The organism is Mycolicibacter sinensis (genome assembly GCF_001673565.1).
In the GTDB taxonomy this organism is placed as follows: domain Bacteria; phylum Actinomycetota; class Actinomycetes; order Mycobacteriales; family Mycobacteriaceae; genus Mycobacterium; species Mycobacterium sinense_C.
The window spans coordinates 80,745-105,589 of the sequence record NZ_LZMF01000123.1 but is presented as its reverse complement, the minus strand read 5'-3'; the positions used below and the strand labels follow the sequence as shown (position 1 = coordinate 105,589).

19 protein-coding genes and 1 tRNA gene are annotated in these 24,845 nt (G+C 68.4%); 14 read left to right on the top strand and 6 right to left on the bottom strand.

The genetic code is table 11. The annotated features are described in order from the left end of the window. Nucleotides 1-131: 131 nt before the first annotated feature. Nucleotides 132-205: transfer RNA gene (locus A5648_RS17285), tRNA-Arg, on the bottom strand. 272 nt (nucleotides 206-477) lie between these two features. On the opposite strand from A5648_RS17285, the gene A5648_RS17280 reads away from it, so the two are divergent. From A5648_RS17280 to A5648_RS17265, 4 genes are read left to right on the top strand one after another with little or no spacing between them, the layout of a single operon-like run. Then, on the top strand, nucleotides 478-1,926 hold the full coding sequence (locus A5648_RS17280) for a wax ester/triacylglycerol synthase family O-acyltransferase (RefSeq protein WP_207511742.1): 1,449 nt from the start codon (nucleotides 478-480) through the stop codon (nucleotides 1,924-1,926). Beyond that, nucleotides 1,923-3,515, top strand: coding sequence for an HAD-IB family hydrolase/lysophospholipid acyltransferase family protein (locus tag A5648_RS17275; protein ID WP_065025712.1), 1,593 nt, complete (start codon nucleotides 1,923-1,925; stop codon nucleotides 3,513-3,515). Before A5648_RS17280 ends, A5648_RS17275 begins: the two co-directional genes overlap by 4 nt. Next, nucleotides 3,512-5,875, top strand: coding sequence for a glycerol-3-phosphate 1-O-acyltransferase (locus A5648_RS17270; protein WP_065025711.1), 2,364 nt, complete (start codon nucleotides 3,512-3,514; stop codon nucleotides 5,873-5,875). Before A5648_RS17275 ends, A5648_RS17270 begins: the two co-directional genes overlap by 4 nt. Before the next feature lie 54 nt (nucleotides 5,876-5,929). Next, complete coding sequence (locus A5648_RS17265) at nucleotides 5,930-7,939, top strand: cytochrome c oxidase assembly protein (protein WP_065025710.1); 2,010 nt, start codon at nucleotides 5,930-5,932, stop codon at nucleotides 7,937-7,939. Between the two features lie 4 nt (nucleotides 7,940-7,943). Here A5648_RS17265 and A5648_RS17260 read toward each other — a convergent pair whose 3' ends face one another. After that, a complete protein-coding gene (locus tag A5648_RS17260) occupies nucleotides 7,944-9,293 on the bottom strand; it encodes an MFS transporter (protein WP_065025725.1) in 1,350 nt (449 codons plus the stop codon). Between the two features lie 179 nt (nucleotides 9,294-9,472). Between A5648_RS17260 and A5648_RS17255 the strand changes: the two genes are divergently transcribed. The 5 genes from A5648_RS17255 to A5648_RS17235 all read left to right on the top strand — a co-directional run bounded on the left by A5648_RS17255 (nucleotide 9,473) and on the right by A5648_RS17235 (nucleotide 17,982). Next, nucleotides 9,473-10,291 (top strand): LppX_LprAFG lipoprotein, encoded by an 819-nt coding sequence (locus A5648_RS17255; RefSeq protein ID WP_082966554.1) that lies wholly within the window; start codon nucleotides 9,473-9,475, stop codon nucleotides 10,289-10,291. A 154-nt stretch (nucleotides 10,292-10,445) separates the two neighbouring features. Next, on the top strand, nucleotides 10,446-10,904 hold the full coding sequence (locus A5648_RS17250; protein WP_065025708.1) for a single-stranded DNA-binding protein: 459 nt from the start codon (nucleotides 10,446-10,448) through the stop codon (nucleotides 10,902-10,904). 80 nt (nucleotides 10,905-10,984) lie between these two features. Continuing rightward, entirely contained in the window at nucleotides 10,985-12,661 is a 1,677-nt protein-coding gene (gene ettA, locus A5648_RS17245; RefSeq protein WP_065025707.1) for an energy-dependent translational throttle protein EttA, read from the top strand. A gap of 54 nt (nucleotides 12,662-12,715) precedes the next feature. Continuing rightward, entirely contained in the window at nucleotides 12,716-17,569 is a 4,854-nt protein-coding gene (locus A5648_RS17240) for an NAD-glutamate dehydrogenase (protein ID WP_065025706.1), read from the top strand. Between the two features lie 14 nt (nucleotides 17,570-17,583). Beyond that, nucleotides 17,584-17,982 carry an acyl-CoA thioesterase gene (locus A5648_RS17235; protein WP_428844351.1) on the top strand — a complete coding sequence of 133 codons (399 nt, stop codon included), beginning with the start codon at nucleotides 17,584-17,586 and terminating at the stop codon, nucleotides 17,980-17,982. Nucleotides 17,983-18,012: 30 nt separating this feature from the next. Here the strand turns inward: A5648_RS17235 and A5648_RS17230 are convergent, their stop codons facing one another. Continuing rightward, nucleotides 18,013-18,654 (bottom strand): TetR/AcrR family transcriptional regulator, encoded by a 642-nt coding sequence (locus A5648_RS17230; RefSeq protein WP_065025705.1) that lies wholly within the window; start codon nucleotides 18,652-18,654, stop codon nucleotides 18,013-18,015. Between the two features lie 22 nt (nucleotides 18,655-18,676). On the opposite strand from A5648_RS17230, the gene A5648_RS17225 reads away from it, so the two are divergent. Continuing rightward, complete coding sequence (locus tag A5648_RS17225; RefSeq protein ID WP_065025704.1) at nucleotides 18,677-19,534, top strand: alpha/beta fold hydrolase; 858 nt, start codon at nucleotides 18,677-18,679, stop codon at nucleotides 19,532-19,534. Nucleotides 19,535-19,538: 4 nt separating this feature from the next. Here A5648_RS17225 and A5648_RS17220 read toward each other — a convergent pair whose 3' ends face one another. Further along, nucleotides 19,539-21,155, bottom strand: a complete 1,617-nt coding sequence (locus A5648_RS17220) for a glycoside hydrolase family 13 protein (protein ID WP_065025703.1) — start codon at nucleotides 21,153-21,155, stop codon at nucleotides 19,539-19,541. After that, nucleotides 21,155-21,553 carry a globin gene (locus tag A5648_RS17215; RefSeq protein WP_065025702.1) on the bottom strand — a complete coding sequence of 133 codons (399 nt, stop codon included), beginning with the start codon at nucleotides 21,551-21,553 and terminating at the stop codon, nucleotides 21,155-21,157. The genes A5648_RS17220 and A5648_RS17215 overlap by 1 nt, the downstream gene beginning before the upstream one ends. A gap of 136 nt (nucleotides 21,554-21,689) precedes the next feature. On the opposite strand from A5648_RS17215, the gene A5648_RS17210 reads away from it, so the two are divergent. Further along, entirely contained in the window at nucleotides 21,690-22,331 is a 642-nt protein-coding gene (locus A5648_RS17210) for an HNH endonuclease (protein WP_065025701.1), read from the top strand. Between the two features lies 1 nt (nucleotide 22,332). Here A5648_RS17210 and A5648_RS17205 read toward each other — a convergent pair whose 3' ends face one another. Beyond that, nucleotides 22,333-23,256: a carbon-nitrogen hydrolase family protein gene (locus tag A5648_RS17205; RefSeq protein WP_065025723.1), complete on the bottom strand. Its 924-nt coding sequence runs from the start codon at nucleotides 23,254-23,256 to the stop codon at nucleotides 22,333-22,335. Nucleotides 23,257-23,348: 92 nt separating this feature from the next. Here A5648_RS17205 and ctaJ point away from each other — a divergent pair, with 92 nt between their 5' ends. The 3 genes from ctaJ to A5648_RS17190 are packed head-to-tail and all read left to right on the top strand — an operon-like array spanning nucleotide 23,349 to nucleotide 24,824. After that, complete coding sequence (ctaJ, locus tag A5648_RS17200; protein ID WP_065025700.1) at nucleotides 23,349-23,582, top strand: aa3-type cytochrome oxidase subunit CtaJ; 234 nt, start codon at nucleotides 23,349-23,351, stop codon at nucleotides 23,580-23,582. Beyond that, entirely contained in the window at nucleotides 23,569-24,036 is a 468-nt protein-coding gene (locus tag A5648_RS17195; RefSeq protein WP_065025699.1) for a DUF5130 family protein, read from the top strand. Before ctaJ ends, A5648_RS17195 begins: the two co-directional genes overlap by 14 nt. Nucleotides 24,037-24,059: 23 nt before the next feature. After that, nucleotides 24,060-24,824 carry a hypothetical protein gene (locus A5648_RS17190; protein WP_234787457.1) on the top strand — a complete coding sequence of 255 codons (765 nt, stop codon included), beginning with the start codon at nucleotides 24,060-24,062 and terminating at the stop codon, nucleotides 24,822-24,824. The last annotated feature ends 21 nt before the right edge of the window (nucleotides 24,825-24,845 follow it).

The window sequence follows — 24,845 nt, the reverse complement described above, 5'->3', positions numbered from 1 at the left end:
ACGCTCAACTCCCTCATCCAGGGAGTGTCAAGGATCAACCGAAGTAACTGTCAACCATCAGCCGAAACACTGTCAGCCATCACCCGAAGCCGAAACGTCAAGCATCACCCGACGTAATACACGGCTGCCTGCGCCCCCGGCAGGACTCGAACCTGCGACCACAAGATTAGAAGTCATGTGCTCTATCCACCTGAGCTACGGAGGCAGTGCGCCCAGTTTATCGGCTGGCGACGCCGGATCGGCGGCGACCGAACGATATCGCGGACCGGGTGGATCGGCGGTTTCCAATTCACCCGGCCAGCAGAGTATTTCGTTTTGCCGCCCATGGCCCCGATCTGCGGAATCGACACCCGTCGCGATAGCCAAACAATTAGCGTTGAATGGTGCTCGTGAAGACTGGGAGCCAGGAGGGGAACGTGGTGGTCGCAGCGTTGGTGCACCGGGAAGACCCGGGCCGCGAGCCCGCGGGAGCTGCACGTGGGTGACCTGGTCGACGCCGCGGGTCTGCCGACCGAACTCGGCGCCGTCGACTATCTGTTGCACCGCGGCGAGGCGAATCCGCGCACCCGTTCGGGGATCATGGGCCTGGAACTGCTCGACACCACCCCGGACTGGGATCGCTTCCGCGGCCTGTTCGAGAACGTCTCCCGGCGGGTGCTTCGGCTGCGCCAGAAGGTGGTGGTGCCGACGCTGCCCACGGCCGCGCCGCGCTGGGTGGTGGACCCCGATTTCAATCTGGACTTCCACGTCCGGCGGCTTCGGGTTCCCGAGCCCGGGGGGCTGCGCCAGGTGTTCGACCTGGCCGAGGTGAGCCTGCAATCACCGCTGGACATTCAGCGCCCGCTGTGGGCGGCGACACTGGTGGAGGGGCTGGCCGGCGGACGGGCCGCCACCCTGCTGCATCTGAGCCACGCGGTCACCGACGGCGTGGGCAGCGCCGCGATGTTCGGTCAGATCTACGACCTGGAACGCGACCCGCCCGCTCGGGCGATGCCGCCGCAACCGGTGCCGCAGGATCTGTCGTCGGGCGACCTGATGCGCGACGGCATCAACCACCTGCCGGCCGCGGTGCTCGGCGGCACCCGCGACGCGCTGGTCGGGATGCTGTCGATGGCGACCCGCACGGTGCGTGACCCGCTGTCGGCGGTGGCCGGGGTGATCGGCTACGCCCGCTCGGGTGCGCGGGTGATGAGCCAGGCGGCCGAACCCTCGCCGCTGCTGCGTCGGCGCAGCCTGACCAGTCGCACCCAGGCGCTCGACATCCGGCTCTCGGATCTGCACCGGGCCGCCAAGGCCGGCGGCGGATCGATCAACGACGCCTACCTGGCCGCGCTGTCGGGGGCGTTGGGGCGCTATCACCGGGCGCTGGGAGTGCCGATCGCCACCTTGCCGATGGCGATCCCGGTGAATCTGCGTGCCGAGGCCGATCCGGCCGGCGGTAACCGGTTCACCGGGGTGAACCTGGCCGCTCCGGTCGGCGTCGCCGACCCGGTGGAGCGGATGATGCGGATCCGCTCGCAGATGACCCAGCGGCGTGAAGAACCCGCGATGGACGTGATCGGCTCCATCGCGCCACTGTTGAGTGTGTTCCCGTCCCCGGTGCTGGAGAAGATGACCGAGTCGGTGGTCGCGGCGGACGTGCAAGCCAGCAACGTGGCGTTCTATCCCGGCGACACCTACATCGCCGGAGCCAAAGTGTTGCGGCACTACGGGATCGGGCCGCTGCCCGGGGTGGCGATGATGGTGGTGCTGATCTCGCGCGGCGGTGAATGCTCCATCACGGTCCGCTACGACCGGGCCGCGGTCCGCGACGAGAAGCTGTTCACCCGCTGCCTGGTCGAGGGTTTCGACGAAGTGCTGGCGCTCGCCGGTGACCCGGCGCCGCACTGCGTGCCGGCCTCGTTCGATCCGGGTGGCCAGTCATGACCGACGACACCAAGGCGCCACCACCGCGGGACATGCGGCTGCCCGGTTCGGTGGCCGAGATCGCCGCCAGCCCACCCGGGCCCAAGATCGGCGCCTTCTTCGACCTGGACGGCACCCTGGTCGCCGGTTTCACCGCCGTCATCCTGACCCGGGAGCGAGTCCGCAGCCGCGACATGGGGCTGCTGGAGCTGTTCGGGATGATCCAGGCCGGGCTCAACCATCAACTCGGGCGCATCGAATTCGAGCAGCTCATCACCAAGGCGTCGTCGGCGTTGCGGGGCCGCTCGATCACTGATCTCGACGAGATCGGTGAGCGGCTGTTCGTCCAGAAGATCGCCAAGCGGATCTACCCGGAGATGCGCGAGCTGGTGCGGGCGCACCAGGCCCGCGGGCACACCGTGGTGCTCAGCTCGTCGGCGCTGACCATTCAGGTCGAGCCGGTCGCCCGCTTCCTGGGCATCACCAACACCCTCACCAACGCGTTCGTCACCGACGAGGACGGCGTGCTCACCGGAGCGGTGACCGAACCGATCCTGTGGGGGTCCGGTAAGGCCGCCGCCGTGCAGAAGTTCGCCGCCGAGCACGACATCGACCTGCAGGACAGCTACTTCTACGCCGACGGCGACGAGGACGTCGCGCTGATGCATCTGGTCGGCAACCCGCGCCCGACCAATCCCGAGGGCAAGATGGCCTCGGTCGCCCGCAAGCGGGGCTGGCCCATCCTGCGGTTCAGCAGCCGCGGCAGCGGTGTGGTGGGCCAGCTGCGCAACCTGGCCGGTCTGGGATCGATGGTGCCCGTCGGCGCGGGGGCGATCGGGCTGGGACTGCTCAGCGGCAGCCGGCGCCGCGGCGTCAATTTCTTTACCGCGTACTTTCCGCACCTGCTGCTGACCCTGAATGGCGTGCGGCTCAACGTGATCGGCAAAGAGAACCTCACCGCAACCCGGCCCGCGGTGTTCATCTTCAACCACCGCAACCAGGTCGACCCGGTGATCACCGCATCACTGGTGCGCGACAACTGGATCAGCGTCGGCAAGCGGGAGCTGGAACGCGACCCGATCGCCGGGCCGCTGGGCAAGCTCACCGAGATGGTGTTCATCGACCGGGACGATGCGGCCGCAGCGGTGGAGTCCCTGCACCAGGTCGAAGAGCGCGCCAAGCGGGGACTGTCGGTGGTGATCGCCCCGGAGGGGACCCGCGTCGATACCACCGGGGTGGGGCCGTTCAAGAAGGGGCCGTTTCGAATCGCGATGGCCGCCGGGATCCCGATCGTGCCGATCGTGATCCGCAACGCCGAAGTGGTCGCCGCCCGAGACTCGATGAGCGCCAACCCCGGCACCGTGGATGTCGCGGTGTTCCCGGCGATCCCGGTCGACGATTGGACGGTCGACAATCTGGCCGATCGGATCGCGCAGGTTCGTCAGCTCTACCTGGACACGTTGGCTGACTGGCCGCTCGACCAGTTGCCGGAGCTCAAGCCGGTCAAGACGAAGCCCGCCAAGAAAGCGGCCAAGAAGACCCCAGCCAAAAAGACCCCGGCCAAAAAGGCCCCAGCCAAGAAGAGCGCCGGCCCGAAAGGCAGGCAGTGACGACATCACCGGCCACCGACTCCGCTGACTCCTCTGGGTCCAACGACACCGGCGACACGCTGGTGCTGGCGTTCGTCTCGACGCCGGTGGAGGGTGATCTGGTCCGCGGGTGGCTAGACCGTTTTCGCGACGCGCAACCGGATGTTCGTACCGAACTGCTGCAGATCTCCCCGGACCGGCCGCCCGCGGTCATGGCCCGGCTGGTGGGGCAACTCGAACGCGACGAACAGCGCTCGGTCCTGCCGGTTCGGGTGTTCTGGATGCCACGTGCCGAGGCCTCCGCGCTGTCCCGGGTCATCGCGCTGCTCCCCGGCCGAAACCCCTACCGGCCCAATGAACGTCAGCAGCGGCGCATCGTCAGCAGCGAATCGTCGCTGGCCCGCGTGGTGGCCGGTGAGCCGGCCAGCGTCGCCGAATTGCGCGAGCAGTGGAGTGCGAACACCGTCGGTGAGAATCCGCGGGACTTCGCGCATTTCGTCACCCGCCGGGCGGTGCTGGCACTGGAGCGCGCCGAGTACCGGATCCTGGGCCCGCAGTACAAGTCGCCGCGGCTGGTGAAGCCGGAGATCTTGGCGTCCACCCGGTTTCGTGATGGGCTGAAGAACATTCCGGGTGCCACGCTCGACGAGGCCGGCAAGATGCTCGACGAACTGTCCACCGGCTGGAGTCGGGTTTCGGTCGACCTGGTCGGCGTATTGACCCGGATGCTCAGCCGCGGGTTCGACCCCGACATCGACTACGACGAGTACCAGGTCGCCGCGCTGCGTACCGCGCTGGAAAACCATCCCGCGGTGCTGTTGTTCTCGCACCGGTCCTACATCGACGGTGCGGTCATGCCGGTGGCCATGCAGGAGAACCGCCTGCCGCCGGTGCACGTGTTCGCCGGAATCAATCTGTCGTTCGGCTTGATGGGGCCGTTGCTGCGCCGCTCCGGGGTCATCTTCATCCGGCGCAGCATCGGCAACAACCCGCTGTACAAGTACGTGCTCAAGGAGTACGTCGGCTACGTGATGGAGAAGCGGTTCAACCTGAGCTGGTCCATCGAGGGCACCCGCTCGCGCACCGGCAAGATGCTGCCTCCCAAACTGGGGCTGATGACCTACGTCGCGGACGCTTACCTGGACGATCGCACTGATGATGTTTTGCTGCAAGGTGTTTCGATCAGCTTCGACCAGCTGCACGAGACGGCCGAATACGCCGCCTATGCCCGCGGCGGAGAGAAGACGCCGGAGGGAGTCGGCTGGCTGTACCGATTCATCAAGGCACAGGGCGAACGCAACTACGGCAAGATCTACGTGCGTTTCCCCGAGGCGGTGTCGATGCGCCAGTACCTCGGTTCGCGCGACGGGCCCGCGGCCAGCGACCCGGACGCCAAGCGACTGGCGATGCAGAAGATGGCCATCGAAGTGGCCTGGCGCATTCAGCGCGTCACCCCGATCAGCGCGACCGGGTTGGTGTCCGCGCTGCTGCTGACCACGCACGGGCTGGCGTTGACCTTGGAGCAGATCCACCATTCGCTGCAGGAGGGTCTGGACTACCTGGAACGCAAGCAGACCCCGATCTCCACCAGCGCGCTGCGGCTGCGCACCCGGGATGGGGTGCGAGCGGCAGTGGACGCGCTGTCCAACGCGCATCCGGTCACTCGGGTCGACGGCGGGCGCGAGTCGGTGTGGCGGATCGCCCCCGAGGACGAACACGCCGCCTCGTTCTACCGCAACTCGGTGATCCACGCCTTCCTGGAGACCTCGATCGTCGAGCTGGCCCTGGCCCATGCCGGCCGCGGTGAAGGCGACCGGCTCGACGCGTTCTGGGACCAGGCGATGCGGCTGCGCGACCTGCTCAAGTTTGACTTCTACTTCGCCGACTCGGCGGCGTTCCGCGAGAACATCGCTGAGGAGATGTCCTGGTTCACCGATTGGGAGGCCCGCGTCGCCGCCGGCGGCGCCGAGATCGACGGGATCTTGTCGGAGAAGAAGCCGGTGATGTCCGACGTCATGTTGCGGGTGTTCTTCGAGGCGTACGAGATCGTCGCCGACGTCCTCTGCGATGCGCCGGCCGACATCGGTGAGAAGGAGCTGACCCAGCTGGCGCTGGGTGTGGGCCGCCAATACGTGGCCCAGGGGCGGATCCGCAGCAGCGAGTCGGTGTCCACCCTGCTGTTCGCCACCGCACGGCAAGTGGTCGCCGACCAGCAACTGCTGCAGGACGCCCCGGATCTGGCGGACCGCCGTAGGGCGTTCCGTGGCGAATTGCGACGCATCCTGAAGGACTCCGACCACATCGCCCGAATCGCCCGCCGGGAGTTCTTCGCCCGAGATGCCGAGGCACGGCGACTCCGGCGGGCGCGCGGCGAACGGTAGCCCGGCAGCGCCTCGCTACGTAGTGATTCGCGCGTACGCCATACGCTGGGGGCCATGACGGCGATTCCGACCCGCGCCCGCTCGGCCCGGTACCTGCCGGTGCTGGCCGGGGTGGCGATCCTGGCCGGCTGCACCGCCGCCGGGATCGCCGCGCTGGCGTTGGCCGACGCGCTGACCGCGACCGGCCTGCCCGATCCCGGCCCGGTGACCACGCTGGGGCTGCCGTTCGTGCGGGCCGCCGGCGAGATCGCCGCGGTGCTGGCGGTGGGTTCGTTTCTGCTCGCCGCCTTTCTGGTGCCCCCGCAATCCAGCGGCGTGCTCGACGCCGCCGGCTACCGCGCGCTGCGGCTGGGCACCAAAGCGTTGGGAACCTGGGCGGTGTGTGCGGCGCTGCTGGTTCCGCTGACCATCTCCGATGTCTCCGGCCACCCGATGTCCGAGCTCCTCGACCCGGTGCGGACGTGGTCGCTGGCCGGCCTGGTCAACACCGCATCCGCGTGGCGCTGGACCGCGCTGCTGGCCGCGGCGCTGACCCTGGCGAGCCTGCCGGTGCTGCGCTGGTCCTGGACGCCGGCGCTGCTGGCCGGCTCGTTGCTGACGCTGGTCCCGTTGGGCTTGACCGGGCATTCGGCGGCCGGCGGATCCCATGACCTGGCCACCAACAGCCTGCTGATCCATCTGGTCGCCGCGGGGCTGTGGGCCGGCGGTCTGCTCGCCCTGCTGGTCCACGCGCTGCGCGGCGGGGAGCACGCCGATCTGGCGGCGCGGCGGTTCTCCACCGTGGCTTTGTGGTGCTTTGTGGCCATGGGCGTGTCCGGGGTGCTCAACGCGCTGGTGCGGCTGGCCCCCTCCGATGTGCTGACCACCGAGTACGGCCGCTTGGTGCTGGCCAAGTTCGTCGCGCTGTGCGCCCTCGGAGTTCTCGGCTGGGGCCAGCGGCGCCGCGGAATAGCGGCGCTGCAGACCGAACCGGATGCGCGGGGACCGCTGATCCGGCTGGCCTTGATCGAAGCCGCCGTCTTCGCGGTCACGTTCGGTATCGCGGTCGGCCTGGGCCGCACCCCGCCGCCCCCGCCGCCGGTGCTCAACCCGTCGATCCCGATGGTCAAGATCGGCTACGACCTCACCGGCCCGCCCACCGTGGCGCGAATCCTGTTCGACTGGCGGTTCGACGTGATCTTCGGCACCGCCGCGTTGGTGCTGGCGGCCGTCTATCTGGCCGGGGTGCTGCGACTGCGCCGCCGCGGCGATGCCTGGCCGGCCGGCCGCACCACCGCCTGGCTGCTGGGCTGTGCCACCCTGCTGATCGCCACCTCGTCGGGAACCGGGCGCTACATGCCGGCGATGTTCAGCATGCACATGGTCGTGCACATGATGCTGTCGATGCTGGTGCCGATCCTGCTGGTGCTCGGCGGGCCGACCACGCTGGCCCTGCGGGCGCTGCCGGCCGCCGGTCGCGGCGAGCCGCCCGGCCCGCGGGAATGGCTGCTGGCGGCGCTGCACAGCCGGGTCTCGCGGGTTCTCACCAACCCGATCGTCGCGGCGGTGATCTTCGTCGCCGGCTTCTACGGGCTGTACTTCTCCACCCTCTTCGACTCGATCGTCGGCAGCCACGCGGGACACGTCGCGATGAACGTGCACTTTTTGCTCAGCGGATACCTCTTCTATTGGGTGGTGATCGGCGTGGATCCCACCCCGCGGCCGATCTCCCCGCTGGCCAAGCTGGCAGTGGTGTTCGCCTCGCTGCCGCTGCACGGCTTCTTCGGGGTGTTCCTGATGGGCATGCACAAGGTGCTGGGCGAGTGGTTCTATGCCGGCCTGCGGCTGCCTTGGCACACCGACCTGGCCGGAGATCAGCATCTGGGCGGCGGCATCACCTGGGCGGGAGGCGAACTGCCCCTGGTGCTGGTGATGATCGCGCTGTTGGTGCAGTGGCATCGCAGTGACCGCCGCACCGCCAAGCGGCTCGACCGCTCCGCCGACCGGGACGAGGACGCCGAGCTGGCCGCCTACAACGCGATGCTGGCCGAGGCGGCCCGCCGTGACGCGCTCGGGCAGCACTGAGCCGTCAATCGGGTAGCCCGGCCTCGGCGATCGCGTCGGCTTCCTGTTCGGTGGCCACCGACGGCCCCGAGCCCGGAAGCCGCTTGCCGGCGACCTCCGGGGTGAACCACAGCGTGATTGCGCCGACGATGCCCGCACCCACCAAGATGAAGGCCGGCACCATCACGTTGCCGGTTCCCGACACCAGCGTCTCGGCGATCAGCGGAGTGGTGCCACCGAACGTCGAGACCGAGATGTTGAATCCGATCGCCACCGCGAACAGCCGCACCCGGGTGGGGAACAGGGCCGGCAGCGTCGACGGCGTGGTGCTGTAGAAGCAGACCAGCGTCATGCCGATGAGCAGCACGCCGAGGAGCCGCAGCGGATAGTTTCCGCCGTGCCGGATCAACAGGAATGCCGGAACAGAGCCGACGATCAGCATTACGCTGCCCGTCCACAGGATCGGTTTGCGACCGATCCGGTCGGACAGCTTGGCCAGCGGCATCACCGCCACCAGCATCAGCAGCAGCGCCACCACAATCATGGTCAGCCCGCGACTGCCGCTGATGCCACCGACCTGTTTGAAGTACGTCGGCATGTACCCGGTGAGCATGTAATTGGTGACGTTCTCGGCCAGTACCAGGCCCATGCAGATCAGCAGGCCTCGGCGCTGGCCGACCACGGTCTGCTGGAACTGCTGCCACCCGGTGCTGCGGGCCGCGGCCGTGTCGTCCTCGCTGAGTTGCCCGAGCTCTTCGAAGGCCGGTGATTCGTCGATGCGCAACCGCATGTAGAGCGTGATGAGGGCCAGCGGGACGCCCAGCAGGAAGGGCACCCGCCAGCCCCAGTGCAGCATGTCGGAGACCGGCAGTTGGGATTTCATCAGCGTCACCACGGCGGCACCGGTGATGTAGCCGCCCAGCGTGCCCAGTGGCAGGTAGCCGGTCAGCGCACCCCGGCTGCGGTCCGGGGCGTGTTCGCTGACGTAGGTCATCGCGCCGACGTACTCGCCGCCGGTGGAGAAGCCCTGCATGATTTTCGTGACGATCAGCAGGATCGGAGCCCAGACCCCGATCTCCTCATAGGAGGGCAGCAGCCCGGTCACCGTGGTGCCGATCGCCATCAGCGTGACGGTCATGATCAGCACCCGTTTGCGGCCGATGCGGTCACCGAGTGCGCCGAAGACGATCCCGCCGAACGGCCGCACCGCGAAGGCCGCCGCCAGGGTGCCGAAGGTGGCGATCAGGCCCACCGCGCTGGAGCTGTCAGTGGGGTAGAAGACCTGCGCGACGGTGGTGGCGAGGAAGCCGTAGATGCCGAAGTCGTACCACTCCATGAAGTTGCCGACAGCGGTTCCGGCAATCGACCGCTGCATGGCCTTCGGGTCCGAGACCCGGATGTCGTCGCGTGCCCATGTGCTGCGGTTCGTGTGTGCACCGCTGCCGGACTGGCCGTTGGTATCCACCGCAAGCAACGTATACCAACAGGTTCCGTCGTTCTCGTTGACACGAGATGGCCTGCCCGGGCCCGGGGGTGCCCTCTACGATGACGGGCATGCGCAGGCTCCCAGCCGTCCTGACCGTTGTGAGCGCCGCCGCTGCCCTGGTTGCCGGTTGCTCATCCAGCCCGTCCCCGTCGGCTCCGTCGTCGTCATCGGTTGCTGCGACGACCTCTTCGACGACCGTGCCGCCCTCCGCGGCACCGGGGACATCCTCGCCGGCAGCGCCCTCGGCGTCCGCCGCGCCCACGTCGTCGAAGAAGGCCAGCGAGCCGCTGCCCGACGCCGCGGCGATTCTCAAGGAGGCCAGTGTCACCACCGCCGGCCTCGCCAGCGTGCGCCTGAGCCTGTCGGTGACCGGAAACATCGACAACATGGCGATCACCGCCCTCGACGGCGACGTGACCAAGGTGCCGGACGCCGCGGCCAAGGGCTACGCCAAGATCGCCTACCGGGGTGCCCCGGCCTACGTCGAGTTCGTGGTCTTCGGCGGTGATCTCTACGTCTCGCAGTCGCCTCGCCAGTGGGTGGACTACGGACCGGCGGAGAACTTCTACGACGCGGCCAAAATCCTCAGTCCGGACACCGGACTCGCCGATCTGCTGACCAACTTCGTCGATCCCGAGGTCGGTGGGCGGGAAACGGTCGACGGCGTGCACACCGTGCGGGTCACCGGCGAGGTTTCGTCCGCGGCGGCGAAGAAGATCGTGCCGCAACTGCACGCCGCCAAGCGGACGCCGTGCACCGTCTGGATCCAGGAAACCGGCGATCACCACTTGGTTCGGCTCGAGCTCGCCTCCGGAGCCGACAACGCCGTGCAGATGACCTTCTCGAACTGGAATGCGCCGGTGCGCGTCGGCAAGCCGCGGGTGTAACCGCTCGCCGCGAGGTTGTCCCCAGTTCGCGTTTCTTCCACAGTTGCCGTTGCGCGCGACGGTTGCGCGGGCCTGGTTGTCGGGTCCGCCGGGCTCAATGGGTGCAGCACCGGCGGGCCTGTCAGCTCCGCCGCAACCAGGAAGGAAACGTGCAATGTATGAAACTCCGTTGACCATCATCGGCAACGTCGCGAGCGACCCGATCCGGCGCCGGGTGGGGGAGCACGAACTGATCAAGTTCCGGGTGGCCAGCAATTCGCGCAAGCGCGGCGCCGACGGGAACTGGGAGCCCGGCAACTCGCTGTACCTGACGGTCACCTGCTGGGACCGGTTGGTCACCGGCGTCGGTGCGTCGCTGAGCAAGGGGTTGCCGGTGATCGTGGTCGGGGACGTGTACACCAGTGAATACGAGGACAAGGACGGCAATCGCCGATCGTCGGTGGAGCTGCGCGCGACCGCGGTCGGGCCCAACCTGGCGCGCTGCGCAGCCCGGGTGGAAAGGATCATCGCCGCCGGACCGGACAATCCGCCGGCCGCGCCGCACGCCGACGAGGCCGACGGTTCGGACTGCGCCGACGACGACGCCGAGGAGGGGATGGCGCTGACGGCCTGAGCGCAGCCGACAGGCGGGTGAATCCACCGCCTAGGATGGTCGGCGAGCAAATTCGCGAGACCAGGAGGCGACACCGCGGTATGGCTGAGTTCATCTACACGATGAGGAAGGTCCGCAAGGCGCACGGCGACAAGGTCATCCTCGACGACGTCACGTTGAGTTTCCTGCCGGGGGCCAAGATCGGTGTGGTCGGCCCCAACGGGGCCGGCAAGTCGAGCGTCTTGCGGATCATGGCGGGGCTGGACACCGCCAACAACGGTGACGCGTTCCTGGCACCCGGGGCCAGCGTCGGCATCCTGCAGCAGGAGCCTCCGCTGAACGAGGAGAAGACCGTCCGCGGCAACGTCGAGGAGGGTCTAGGCGACATCAAGGTCAAGCTGGACCGGTTCAACGAGGTCGCCGAACTGATGGCCACCGACTACTCCGACGAGCTGATGGAGGAGATGGGCCGGCTGCAGGAGGAACTCGACCACGCCAACGCGTGGGACATCGACTCCCAGCTCGAGCAGGCCATGGACGCGCTGCGCTGCCCGCCGCCCGACGAGCCGGTCACCAACCTCTCCGGTGGTGAGCGGCGCCGCGTCGCGCTGTGCAAGCTGCTGCTGTCCAAGCCCGACCTGCTGCTGCTCGACGAGCCCACCAACCACCTCGACGCCGAGAGCGTGCAGTGGCTCGAAGCGCATCTGGCCGCCTATCCGGGGGCGATCCTGGCGGTCACCCACGACCGCTACTTCCTCGACAATGTGGCGGAATGGATTTTGGAGCTCGACCGCGGCCGGGCCTACCCCTACGAAGGCAACTACTCGACGTATCTGGAGAAGAAGGCCGAGCGGATCGCTGTTCAGGGCCGCAAGGACGCCAAGCTGCAGAAGCGGCTGCAAGAGGAACTGGCCTGGGTGCGCTCGGGCGCCAAGGCTCGCCAGGCCAAGAACAAGGCCCGGCTGCAGCGCTACGAGGAGATGGTGGTCGAGGCCGAGAAGACCCGCAAGCTCGACTTCGAAGAGATCCAGATCCCGACGGGGCCGCGGCTGGGCAGCCAGGTGGTGGAGGTCGAACACCTCGACAAGGGGTTCGGCGGGCGGCTTCTGATCAAGGATCTGTCGTTCACCCTGCCCCGCAACGGCATCGTCGGCGTGATCGGCCCCAACGGTGTCGGCAAGACCACGCTGTTCAAGACCATCGTCGGACTGGAGGCACCCGATAGCGGCACGGTCAAGGTCGGCGAGACGGTCAAGCTGAGCTACGTCGACCAGTCTCGGGCGGGCATCGACCCGAAGAAGACGGTTTGGGAGGTGGTCTCCGATGGGCTCGACCACATCCAGGTCGGGCAGAACGAGATCCCGTCGCGGGCCTACGTGTCGGCGTTCGGCTTCAAGGGGCCTGACCAGCAGAAGCCGGCCGGTGTGCTCTCCGGCGGTGAACGCAACCGGCTGAATTTGGCGCTGACCCTCAAAGAGGGCGGGAACCTGATCCTGCTCGATGAGCCGACCAACGACCTGGACGTCGAAACCCTGGGGTCGCTGGAGAACGCGCTGGTGAATTTCCCCGGCTGTGCAGTGGTGATCTCCCACGACCGCTGGTTCCTCGACCGCACCTGCACCCACATCCTGGCCTGGGAGGGCAACGCCGACGAAGAGGCCAAGTGGTTCTGGTTCGAGGGCAACTTCGGCGCCTACGAGGAGAACAAGGTGGAACGGTTGGGGGCCGAGGCGGCGCGCCCGCATCGAGTGACCCACCGCAGACTCACCCGCGATTAAGGTAAGTCCGGTAGCGGCGCTGCCGGAACTGACACTTGGTCAGGAGGGGTGGGGATGACGGAATCCACCGAGCGGCGATCAGCCGCATGGACGACGTTTCCCGATCCCACCCGGCCGCACGACATCCCCGAGTGGGTCGCAGCCGCCTATCTCGCCACCCATCGCGGACCGCACAGCGATGCGCTGGGCGGCGACGATGCCGCCGACGCTGAGTCCGCCGACCGAGCCGGCGCCACGGCGACTGTGGCCCCGGCGCTGCTGGCAGCCCACGCCCGGCTGGCCCAACATCGGCCGGCCGGCGAGACCCGGGTCGGCGTCTACACCGCGGACGACCCGGCCGGATTCGGCCCGGCCCTGCAAGCGGTCACCGGGCATGCCGGCATGCTGGTGGATTCCGTCGCCGTGCTGCTGCACCGCCTGGGGGTGGCCTACCTCGGCATCATGACGCCGGTGTTCACCGTGCACCGGGATGCCGACGGCGAACTGCGCAGTGTGGAGCCGAGATCCCCGGACGGCGCCGCCGGCTCGGAGACCTGGATCCACGTCCAGCTCTCGCCGTCGGTCAGCCGCGAGGCGTTGGCCGAGGCCGAACACCTGCTGCCGCACGTGATGGCCGACGTTCGTCAGGTCGCCGCCGACTCCCAATCCATGCACGATGCGCTCGACGCGCTGGCCGTCGACGTCGAAACCGACCCGCACGGTCACTACACCGCGCCGGACCGCGACGATGTGGCCGCGCTGCTGCGCTGGCTGGCCGACGGGCACTTCGTACTGCTGGGCTACCAGCGCGGGGTGGTGCGCGACGGGCAGGTGCTGGTCGAAGACGCGGACCGGATGGGTGTGCTGCGGCTGCGTAAGTCCTTGCGGCCCATGCTCACCGGCGACAATCTGCTGACCCTGGCGCAGGCCACCGTGCCCAGCTACATGCGGTTCGGTTCACACACCTACGTCGTGGTGATCCGGGAGAACACCGGCGACGACATCGTCGCGCACCGCTTCGTCGGCCTGTTCACCGCCGGGGCGATGAACGCCGACGTCTTCGAGATCCCGGTCATCTCCCGGACCGTGCGTCAGGCGCTGGCCCTGTCCGAGAGCGAGCCTGGCCACCCGGGCCAGCTGCTGCTCGACATCATCCAAACCGTCCCGCGCTCAGAGCTTTTCGCGATCAGCTCCGAGCAACTGCTGAACATGGCGATGGCCGTCGCCGATCTGGGCTCGCGGCGCGGCGCGCTGCTGTTCCTGCGCGGCGACCGCACCGGGCGCTTCGTATCCTGCCTGGTCTACCTGCCGCGCGATCGTTACACCACGCCGGTCCGGCTGCAGATGGAGGACATCCTGGCCGCCGAATTCGGTGGTGTCGGTGTGGAGTACAGCGCCCGGGTCAGCGAAGCTCCCTGGGCGCTGATCCATTTCATGGTCCGGCTGCCCGAAGATCCCAAGGCGCGCACCGTGGACACCTCCGAGGCCAACCGGGTGCGGATCCAGGCGCTGTTGACCGAGGCCAGCCGCACCTGGGCGGACCGGATGATCGGCGCTGCGGCCGGAACCCCGGCAGCGACCCAGGCGCAGCACTACGCGGCGGCCTTCGCCGAAACCTACAAGCAGGCCGTCACCCCGGCCGAGGCCGTCGACGACATCGCGATCGTCGAGGAACTGGCCGACGGCTCGGTCCGTTTGGTGGTCTCCGACTACGGCAAAGACGACGCGGTCCCGCTGACCTGGTTCCTCGGCGGCCACGGCGCCTCGCTGAGTCAACTGCTGCCGATGCTGCAGTCCATGGGCGTGGTGGTGCTCGAGGAGCGCCCGTTCACCGTGGCCCGCGCCGACGGTCTGACCGTCTGGATCTACAAGTTCAAGGTGTCGCCGCACGCCAGCATCGAGATCCCGGCAACCGGCGCCGAACGGGATGCGGCCCAGCGACGATTCGCCGACGGGGTCACCGCGATCTGGGAGGGCCGGGTCGAGATCGACCGGTTCAACGAGCTGGTGCTGCGGGCCGGGCTGACCTGGCAGCAGGTGGTGGTGCTGCGCGGCTACGCCAAATATCTGCGCCAGGCGCGTTTTCCCTACAGCGAGAACCACATCGCGTCGGTGCTCAACGAGCATCCGGACACCGCGCGGGCCCTGGTGGCCTTGTTCGAGGCACTGTTCGACCCGTCCCAGGCATCCCGCAGCCGCGAGGCCCAAGCGGCGGCCGCGGACGTCGCGGCCGGCATCGATGCGGTGGTGAGCCTGGACACCGACCGGGTGCTGCGCGCGTTCGCCTCGCTGATTCAGGCCACGCTGCGCACCAACTACTTTGTCACCCGTGCGGATTCGGCTCGTGCGCAGAACGTTTTGGCGCTCAAGCTGGACGCCCGGCTGGTCGACGAGTTGCCGCTGCCGCGCCCCAAATTCGAAATCTTCGTCTACTCGCCGCGCGTCGAAGGGGTGCACCTGCGGTTCGGTTTCGTGTCCCGCGGCGGCCTGCGCTGGTCGGACCGCCGCGAGGACTACCGCACCGAGATCCTCGGGCTGGTCAAGGCCCAGGAGGTCAAAAACGCCGTCATCGTCCCGGTCGGCGCCAAGGGCGGGTTCGTGGTCAAACGCCCGCCGGCGCCCACCGGCGACCCGGCCACCGACCGCGAAGCGACCCGCGACGAGGGGATCGCCTGCTACAAGCTGCTGATCTCCGGCATGCTCGACGTCACCGACAACGTCGACCACGCCACCCGCGCGGTCAGCGCCCCACCACAGGTGGTGCGGCGCGACGGCGACGACGCCTATCTGGTGGTGGCCGCCGACAAGGGCACCGCCAGCTTCTCCGACATCGCCAACGAGGTCGCGCAGTCCTACGGCTACTGGCTCGGCGACGCGTTCGCCTCCGGGGGATCGGTCGGCTACGACCACAAGGAGATGGGCATCACCGCCAAGGGTGCCTGGGAATCGGTCCGGCGGCACTTCCGGGAAATGGGCGTCGACACGCAGACCGAGGATTTCACCGTCGTCGGCGTCGGCGACATGAGCGGCGACGTGTTCGGCAACGGAATGCTGCGCAGCGAACACATCCGCCTGGTGGCCGCATTCGACCACCGGCACATCTTCTTGGACCCCGACCCGGATCCGGCCCGGTCCTTCGCCGAACGTCAGCGGATGTTCGACCTGCCGCGATCCAGCTGGGACGACTACGACACGTCGCTGATCAGTCCGGGCGGCGGTGTCTATCCGCGGGAGCTGAAGTCGATATCGATCAGCCCCCAGGTGCGCGCGGTGCTGGGTCTCGACGAGGACACCGGCGAGCTGACACCGCCTGCGCTGATCCGGGCGATTCTGCGGGCGCCGGTGGACTTGCTGTTCAACGGCGGTATCGGCACCTACGTCAAAGCCGAGTACGAATCCGACAGCGACGTCGGCGACCGCGCCAACGACCAGGTGCGGGTCAACGGAAACCAGGTGCGCGCCAAGGTGATCGGGGAAGGCGGCAACCTCGGGGTCACCCAGTTGGGCCGCGTGGAGTACGACCTGTCCGGCGGCCGGATCAACACCGATGCGCTGGACAACTCGGCCGGCGTCGACTGCTCCGACCACGAGGTCAACATCAAGATTTTGATCGACTCCCTGGTCACCGTCGGCAAGCTCGACGTCGCCGACCGGCCGCAGCTGCTGGCCTCGATGACCGACGAGGTCAGTGCGCTGGTGCTGGCCGACAACACCGCGCAGAACGATTTGATGGGCACCAGCCGCGCCAATGCCGCCAGTCTGTTGCCGGTGCACGCCGACCAGATCCGGCACCTGGTCGCCGACCGCGGCCTGAACCGCGAGCTGGAAGCTCTGCCCTCGGAGAAGGAGATCGCCCGGCGCGCCGAGGCTGGGCTGGGTCTGGCCTCACCGGAGCTGGCGACGCTGATGGCTCACGTCAAACTGACACTCAAGGCGGCGGTGCTGGCCACTGACCTGCCGGATCAGGACGTCTTCGCCGCCCGGTTGCCGCAGTACTTTCCCTCGCAGCTGCAGCAGCGCTTCGCCCACCAGATCCGTTCGCATCAACTGCGCCGCGAGATCGTGACCACGATGCTGATCAACGACGTGGTCGATACCGCCGGCATCACCTACGCCTTCCGGATCACCGAGGACGCGGGCGTCGACCTCATCGACGCGGTTCGGGCCTACGTCGCCACCGACGCGATCTTCGGGGTGGGCGAGCTGTGGCGCCGGATCCGGGCGGCCGGTGAGCGCGACGGGCTGCCGGTAGCGGTGACCGACCGGATGACGCTGGATCTGCGTCGGCTCATCGACCGCGCCGGGCGCTGGCTGCTCAACTATCGTCCGCAGCCGCTGGCGGTCGGCGCCGAGATCAACCGGTTCGCCGAAAAGATGAGCCAGTTGACGCCGCAGATGTCGCAATGGCTGCGCGGCGACGACGCCGCCATCGTGGCCAAGCACATAGGGGAGTTTCGCTCCCAGGGCGTACCGGAGGACCTCGCCGCCGACATCGCCACGGGCCTGTACCGCTACAGCCTGCTCGACATCATCGACGTCGCCGACATCACCGACCGCGACCCCGCCGAAGTCGCCGACACCTACTTCGCGTTGATGGATCGGCTCGGCACCGACGGGCTGCTGACCGCGGTGGCCCGACTGCCCCGCGATGACCGCTGGCATGCCTTGGCGCGGTTGGCGATCCGCGACGACATCTACAATTCGGTGCGATCGCTGTGCCTGGATGTGCTGGCGGTCGGCGAACCGGATGAGGACGGGATGCAGAAAATCACCGAATGGGAATCGACCAACGGCTCACGGGTGGACCGGGCGCGGCGCACGCTGACCCAGATCTACGAGTCCGACCAGCGGGACCTGGCCACCCTCTCGGTGGCGGCCCGACAGATCCGCAGCATGACCCGCGCCAGCGGCCGGGGCTCGACCTCGTGAGTAAACCGGGCTTCATCGCGTCGATTCCAGTGCGTTGGTCGGACATCGACATGTATCAGCACGTCAACCACGCGACCATGGTCACCATCCTCGAAGAAGCGCGGGTGCCGTTCCTGTCACCGGCGTTCGCGGTCGACATCACCAGTGTCGGCCTGCTGATCGCCGAGGTCCGGGTCGCCTACAAAGGGCAACTGCGGCTGATGGATTCGCCGCTGCAGGTGACGATGTGGATCTCGCGGCTGCGCACGGTCGACTTCACCATCGGCTACGAGGTGCGTTCAGTGAGCGCCGAACCCGATGCGAAACCGGCGGTGATCGCCGAGACCCAGTTGGCCGCGTTCAGCATCGACGAGCAGAAGCTGGTGCGGTTGTCACCGGAGCATCGGGCTTACCTGGAGCAGTGGGTGCGGTAATCGTCACAGTCCGGTGGGATTACCGGGGGATCAGCCCTCGGTCAACATGGCGTCCAGCAACCGACGCACCACCGTGGTCACCTCGTCGCGCGTCTGGTCGGGGTCCTCGGCTGTCGCGACGAGCATCGCGGCCTCGTCGAGTGCGCCGATCAGAACGTGCGCCAGCGCGCGGACCGGCTGCCGGGGGAGTTGGCCGGCCTTCATCGCTTCGCTGAGCAACTGCTCGGTCATGCCCAGGCTGTAGCGCTGGGCCACATCGCGAAAACCGTCCCAGCCGAGGACGTTTGGCGCTTCGAGCAAGATGAGCTGGCGCACCTCCGGGTCGTTGGCCACCACCAGCCAGCTTTCCGCCGCGGACCGCAACGCGGCGGCGGGAGTGCTTGCCCCGGAGGTGGCGACGGCTTCGGCGAGCCGCGCCATCACGTCGGCTTCCACGGCCTCCACCACCGCGCGGAACAGCGCTGCCTTGTCCGGGAACTGGTGATACATCGCGCCGCGGGTCACTCCGGCGGCCTCGGCGATCTCGGGGGTGCCCACCGCGGCGAAGCCGCGCGCGCCCCACAGCGTGCGCGCAGCGCTGGTCAGCGCCGCACGGGTGGCGGCCGAACGCTCCGCCTGCGTCCGACGCTTGATTTCCGTACAGGCTGTCGGTAAGTTATCGGCAGGTTGCACGTAACTATGTTAGGAGCATCCAATGCCCACCGTTGACATTGACGCCGGAACCGTCCACTACGACACCGCAGGGCCGCCGGACGGCCGTCCGGTGTTGTTCGTCCACGGCTACGCCATGGGCTCGTCCCTGTGGGGGCCGCTGAGCGCACGGCTGGCCGCGCGAAATCTGCGTTGCATCGCCCCGACCTGGCCGCTGGGCGCGCATCCGACCGCGTTGCGGCCCGCAGCAGACCGGTCACTGCCGGGCATCGCGGCGATGGTCAACGCCTTCATGGCCGCACTCGCGCTCGACGACGTGGTGTTGGTCGGCAACGACACCGGAGGCGTGATCACTCAGCTGGTAGCGGTGCACTACCCAGACCGACTCGGTGCGCTGGTTCTCACCAGCTGCGACGCCTTCGAACATTTCCCGCCACCGATCCTCAAACCGTTCATGCTGGCCGCCAAGACACCCATCACCTTCCGCGCCGCGCTACAACCCATGCGGCTGCGCACCTTCCGCCGGCGCGGCTTCGGGGCGCTGTCCCACGGCGACATCGACCATCTGGTGGCCGAGTGGGTGAAACCGGGTCTGCGCGATGCGGCAATCGCCGAGGATCTTCGCCACCTCACCAAGTCGCTGCACCAGCAGACCACCCTGGACGCGGCAGCGCGGCTTGGTGGGTTCGCCAAGCCGGCGCTCATCGCGTGGTCGGCCGATGACCGGTTTTTCCCCATTGACGACGGCAAGCGCCTCGCCGATGCGTTGCCGAACGCCCGACTGGAACTCATCGAAAACACCCGCACCTTCTCGATGATCGATCAACCGGACCAGCTGGCCGATCTGGTGGCCGAATTCGCCGGCGCCACAAGCGGGCACGAGGGCCGCAGTCGCCGCTAAGCCGTCAGACCAGCCACGCCGCGGTGTCGGGCGGCAGTACACCGTCGGCCGCCGGTGCGCTGGCCAAGATCAGCTGACCCTCCGGCCGTGCCACTGGTTCGTCGCCGGCGTTGAGCGCGCACACCAGCCCGCCGCACCGGAACATCACCACCCCGTCCGGCGCGGGCAGCCATTCGACGCGGGCATCGAAACCGACATGCGCGCTGCGCAATTCGATCGCTCGCCGGTAGAGCGCCAGGGTTGAGCCGGCGTCACCGGCTTGACGTTCGACGGTCAGCGGCGCCCACTGCGCCGGCATCGGCAACCAGGTGTCGGTCCGCTCGGAGAACCCGAACGCCGGCGCGTCGCCCGACCACGGCATCGGCACCCGGCAGCCGTCCCGGCCGCGTTTGGTGTGCCCGGAGCGCTCCCACACCGGGTCCTGCAGCGCCGCATCGGGCAACTCGACTTCCGGCAGTCCCAGCTCCTGGCCGTTGTAGACGAACACCGCCCCGGGCAGCGCGAGCAGCACCAAGGCCATCGCCCGGGCCCGCGCCAGCCCGGCCGCCCCGCCGCCGTAGCGGGTGACCGACCGCTGCACGTCATGGTTCTCCAGCGCCCAGGTAGCGGTGCCGTCCACCGATGCGACCGCGGCCAGGGAGTTCTCGATCGCGTCGCGGATCTCGGCCGCATCGAAGTCGGCTTGGAGCAGCCGGAAGTTGAAGGCCAGGTGCAGTTCGTCCGGACGCAGGTATTCGGCGAACAGGTCGTTGTCGTGCACCCAGACCTCGCCGACGGACACCGCGCCCGGGTAGTCGTCGAAGACGGCGCGAATCGCACGGTGGATCGGATGGACCCCGGGCTGGTTGAACCGTGGGTCGTCGTCTTGATGCGCCAGCAGTTCCACGTCGGTGACGGGCATGTCGGGCAGTCCGGGCGGCTTGGCCATGCCGTGGGAGACGTCGATCCGGAAGCCGTCCACGCCGCGGTCCAGCCAGAACCGCAGGGTCTGCTCGAAATCGCCCATCACCTCTGGGTTGTCCCAGTTCAGATCCGGTTGGGTGGTGTCGAACAGGTGCAGGTACCACTGGCCCGGGCCATCGGGGCCGGTGACCCGGGTCCACGCCGGCCCGCCGAACACCGACAGCCAGTTGTTGGGCGCCAGCTCCCCGTTCGGCCCCCGGCCGTCCCGGAAGAAGTAGCGCGCCCGTGCGCGACTGCCCGGCTTATGCGCCGGTCCCAGCTTCGCCTCTCCTTCGTCGAGGCTCGCTGAACCGCCGGGCGCGGACGCCAGGGCCTCGACGAACCACGGGTGCGCCGAACTGGTGTGGTTGGGCACCAGGTCCATGGTCAGCTTGATGCCACGTTCGTGGGCGGCGGTCACCAGCCGGTCCAGCGCCGCCAGGTCGCCGAAGAGCGGATCGATGTCGCGCGGATCGGCTACGTCGTAGCCGTGATCGGCCATCGGCGACACCGTCACCGGGTTCAGCCAGATCGCGTCGATCCCCAGACCCTGCAGGTAGTCCAGGTGGGCGATCACCCCGTCCAGGTCGCCGACCCCGTCACCGTTGCTGTCGGCGAAGGAGCGCGGGTAGGCCTGGTAGAACACACTGCTGGCCCACCACGGGTTCTCGGCGCCCATCAGATCGGTGCGTTGACCAGGAAGTCGGCCACTGAGTGCAGGTAGTGCAACAGTTCGGCGCGATGTTCGTCTCCGAGGGTCTCGGAGTCGATCTCGTCGACCGCGGTGACCATGCAGCGCAGCCAGGCGTCGCGCTGCAGCGGGCCGATGCGGTAGGGGATGTGCCGCATCCGCAGCCGCGGGTGGCCGCGACGGTCGGTGTAGGTGCGAGGCCCGCCCCAGTACTGCTCGAGGAACATCCGGAGGCGTTCCTCGGCGCCGTCCATGTCGTCGGCCGGGTACATCGGGCGCAGGATCGCGTCCTGGGCGACCAGTTGATAAAACCGCGCGACGATGGCGTGGAAGGTTTCCGCACCGCCGACGGCGTCATAAAACGAGGGCTCTTGGATCGGCTGCATCGCCCACCATTGTGGGGCATCGGGCGTTCCTGCCAATGAACACACAGCAAATCGGCGTGCGACCAGCGCCGAATCATGGTGAACTGTTCGGCGGAGGATTTATGGTGCAGCACAAAAACCGTCCCCGAAGCCGGATATGAAACGCCGGGGCCACCGCCGACCCGGTGCCCCCACGGCGAGCCTGTCCGGGCTTGCCGCTGCCCCCTGCCTGCACTCGGTCGCCACTACCGGCCCGGTGCCCGCGACTGATGCCGCGTCGATCTGGACCCGCCGGCGGGTGTTGCTGCTGAACTCCACCTTCGAGCCGTTGACGGCGCTTCCACTGCGGCGCGCCATCGTCATGCTGATCTGCGGGAAGGCCGACGTGGTGCACGACGACCCGACCGGCCCGGTCATCCATTCGGCGACCCGCTCGGTGACGGTGCCGTCGGTGATCCGGCTGCGGTCGTATGTCCGGGTGCCCTACCGCGCCCGCATCCCGTTGACCCGCGCCGCGCTGATGCACCGTGACCGGCACAGCTGCGCCTACTGCGGCGGCAAGGCCGACACCGTCGATCACGTGGTGCCGCGCAGTCGCGGCGGCGACCACTCCTGGGAGAACTGTGTGGCCGCCTGTTCGGCCTGCAATCATCGCAAGGCGGACCGGTTGCTCACCGAGCTCGGGTGGACGCTGCGGCTGGTGCCGACGTCGCCGAAGGGTCAGCATTGGCGGCTGCTGGCGGTGATCAACGACCTCGATCCGGTGTGGATGCGCTACCTCGGTGAAGGCGCCGCCTGAGCTAGGTGGCTTGCACTACGTGGTGCTCATACCAGCGCCGTCCGTGCCAGCGTTGGTAGTGCCACACCGCGCTGGGCAGCATCCCGCGGGCATGCAGCCAGAAGCCGGCCGGCGGTTCGAGCCGGGGCGGTTGGCGCTGCAGCGTGATGTCGCCGAGTACCACCCCTTCGCCTTCCTCGGCGCGCCGTTCGGCGACGACGGTGCCGTCCGCGGCGGCGATCAGCGTCGCACCTTCGAAGTGGCCGCGATAGGTCATCGGCACCCAGGGCATTGCGCAGGACAGCGCACCGGCATGGGCGGCGTGCACCACCGGCGCACCGACGTACCCGGCGAACGAGGCCGCCGCGTGCCGGGCGGTGCCGGCGTTATTGCGTTCCAGGCGGTCGAACAGTGCGTGCGGGCGCCACCGCGGAATCGACCACCAACCCGAGCCCGTCATCACCAGGTCCACCCGGCCCCGCAGCCGGCGCACGGTCTGGGTGCGCATCAGCTCCCAGCACACCGCCGCCCCCACCGGGTGATCGGCCGCGTCGAGCACGCCGTCGTCGTCGCCGCCGGTATAGAAGGAGTTCTCCCACATCGTCGGCAGGTCCTTGTCGTGGCGGCCCACCACGCCGTCGGGATCGGCGAGTAGGTAGGCGTTACGGACGTGGCCGTCGGCGTCGCGGCACAGGAAGGATCCGCCGACCAGCGCTCGGTGCCGGTGGGCCAGGGCGGTGAGCAACTCGGTGGCCGCACCATCGGGGGGCAGTGCAGCGGTAGCCAGGGAGGGCTCGAAACCGATCCCGGTGCTGAAGAACTCCGGAAGCGCGATGATCGCTGCGCCGGCTCGCCCCGCCTCGTCGGCCAGCCGTTCACAGGCCGCGAGGTTGGTGGGAACATCGCCGAGAACCGCGTCCAACTGGACTGCCGCTGCCAAAACCATGCCGCCGAACATAGTCGGCCGGGATCGCCGGCGTAGTCGCGTCGGCCCGGGTTCCCGCACCGATCAATCCGCGGTGGGATACGGTCTACGGCGTGAGCGTGTTGTCATTCCTCGGCTACTTCGTCGGCATTCCGGTAGTGCTGGTCTTGGTGCTGTCATCGCGGATCTGGATGCAAAAGGGGCCGCGTGCGGCCGTCTACAAGATGTCCGACCGTTGGACGCATCCACCGATCCTGTGGGCGGCGACCGATGAGGTCGTCGGTGGCGGGCACGGTCACGGCAAGTCCGAGTTCAGCGTGGGGGGTGGAGCCAGTGGCAACTGGTGAGGTCGCGACGATCGATCCGGCGGACCTGCCGTACGGATCGGCGATCACCTACAGCGGTCGGATCTCCGGGGTCACCGAGCCCGGCGAGGCGTCGCTGCACTATCCGTTCCCGGTCAAGGGGCTGGTGGCCCTCGATGACGCTTTGACGTACGCGTCCCGGGCGTCGCGCGCCCGGTTCGCCGTCTACATCGGCGACCTGGGCTCAGACTCCGCCGCGCGGGCCGGCGAGATCCTGGCAAAGGTGCCCACCCCTAATGACGCGGTGCTGGTCGCGGTATCGCCGGACCAGCGGGCCATCGAGGTGGTCTACGGCGCCGGCGTGGGTGCGCGCATCGCCCCGGCAGCGGCTCCCCAGGGTGTGGCCGCCGCCGCTGCGGCGTTCACCGACGGCGACCTGATCGGCGGCCTGGTCAGCGCGGTGCAGGTGCTCAGCGCCGGCATCCCCCCGGCCTAGTCGCCGTCGCATCGGTCGCAAGCGTGCCCGGCTCAGGTCGCGCTGTCGCGATCACCGCGTCCCCGGCCCATCGCAGCTGGCTGGCCAACCTCGACCGGCGCGGCGTCGCCCCGCAGGACGTGGCCGACATCGTCCGTCAGCGGCGGATCACCCGCGATAGCTTTCGGGCTCTCGACGCGATGGAGCACATCACCGACCCGGACGGTAAGAGCTTCTTCGTGATTCCCCGGGGTGCCGGCGCCAAGCAAGCCCGCCACGCGACACTGCTGACCTACATCCTCAACGCCGGCACCGGCTACGGCCGGGCCGGCAGCGGCAACGACTTTCCCGAGACACCGTACGGCGCCGTCGAGGCGGGGCGGATCGTCGCGCGCCAGCACGCGAATCGCTGGAGCTACGAGGCTGTCCGGGGTATCGGCAACACCGGCGGTTGCTTGGTCACCACTCCCAATGGCGTACTGATGGGCTTGGGAGGCAACCGGTTTCACGCCCAGCTCAGCCGGCGCGCCGGCACCATGTGGGGTGACCTGTTCATGGTCAACGTCACTCGGATCTCCGCCCCGGCTCACCAGTTGCGTGACATCGTCGAATCCGGACTGATCTCGAGCGGTGGGCCCGATCTGGACAGGGTGCTGCATCACGAGGAGATCCACGCGCAGCAGTGGGCCGCCCTGGGGCCGATACAGATGCCCGCGCGCTATCTGGCCGAGGAGGCGAAGGCGCTGATCCTGCGCGGCACCAACAGTTTTGAGCGGGAGGCCGGATTGTCCGACGGAGGATACCGGTAAGCCCGTCGTTCAAGGGCTTCT

What these genes read in the sequence shown, in the direction of transcription:
- A5648_RS17275 (WP_065025712.1), top strand. Translation starts at nt 1,923, where the DNA reads ATGACCGACGACACCAAGGCGCCACCACCGCGGGACATGCGGCTGCCC.
- A5648_RS17265 (WP_065025710.1), top strand. Translation starts at nt 5,930, where the DNA reads ATGACGGCGATTCCGACCCGCGCCCGCTCGGCCCGGTACCTGCCGGTG.
- A5648_RS17260 (WP_065025725.1), bottom strand. Translation starts at nt 9,293, where the DNA reads ATGCAGCGGTCGATTGCCGGAACCGCTGTCGGCAACTTCATGGAGTGG.
- A5648_RS17255 (WP_082966554.1), top strand. Translation starts at nt 9,473, where the DNA reads ATGCGCAGGCTCCCAGCCGTCCTGACCGTTGTGAGCGCCGCCGCTGCC.
- A5648_RS17250 (WP_065025708.1), top strand. Translation starts at nt 10,446, where the DNA reads ATGTATGAAACTCCGTTGACCATCATCGGCAACGTCGCGAGCGACCCG.
- ettA (WP_065025707.1), top strand. Translation starts at nt 10,985, where the DNA reads ATGGCTGAGTTCATCTACACGATGAGGAAGGTCCGCAAGGCGCACGGC.
- A5648_RS17240 (WP_065025706.1), top strand. Translation starts at nt 12,716, where the DNA reads ATGACGGAATCCACCGAGCGGCGATCAGCCGCATGGACGACGTTTCCC.
- A5648_RS17225 (WP_065025704.1), top strand. Translation starts at nt 18,677, where the DNA reads ATGCCCACCGTTGACATTGACGCCGGAACCGTCCACTACGACACCGCA.
- A5648_RS17220 (WP_065025703.1), bottom strand. Translation starts at nt 21,155, where the DNA reads ATGGGCGCCGAGAACCCGTGGTGGGCCAGCAGTGTGTTCTACCAGGCC.
- A5648_RS17215 (WP_065025702.1), bottom strand. Translation starts at nt 21,553, where the DNA reads ATGCAGCCGATCCAAGAGCCCTCGTTTTATGACGCCGTCGGCGGTGCG.
- A5648_RS17210 (WP_065025701.1), top strand. Translation starts at nt 21,690, where the DNA reads ATGAAACGCCGGGGCCACCGCCGACCCGGTGCCCCCACGGCGAGCCTG.
- A5648_RS17205 (WP_065025723.1), bottom strand. Translation starts at nt 23,256, where the DNA reads ATGGTTTTGGCAGCGGCAGTCCAGTTGGACGCGGTTCTCGGCGATGTT.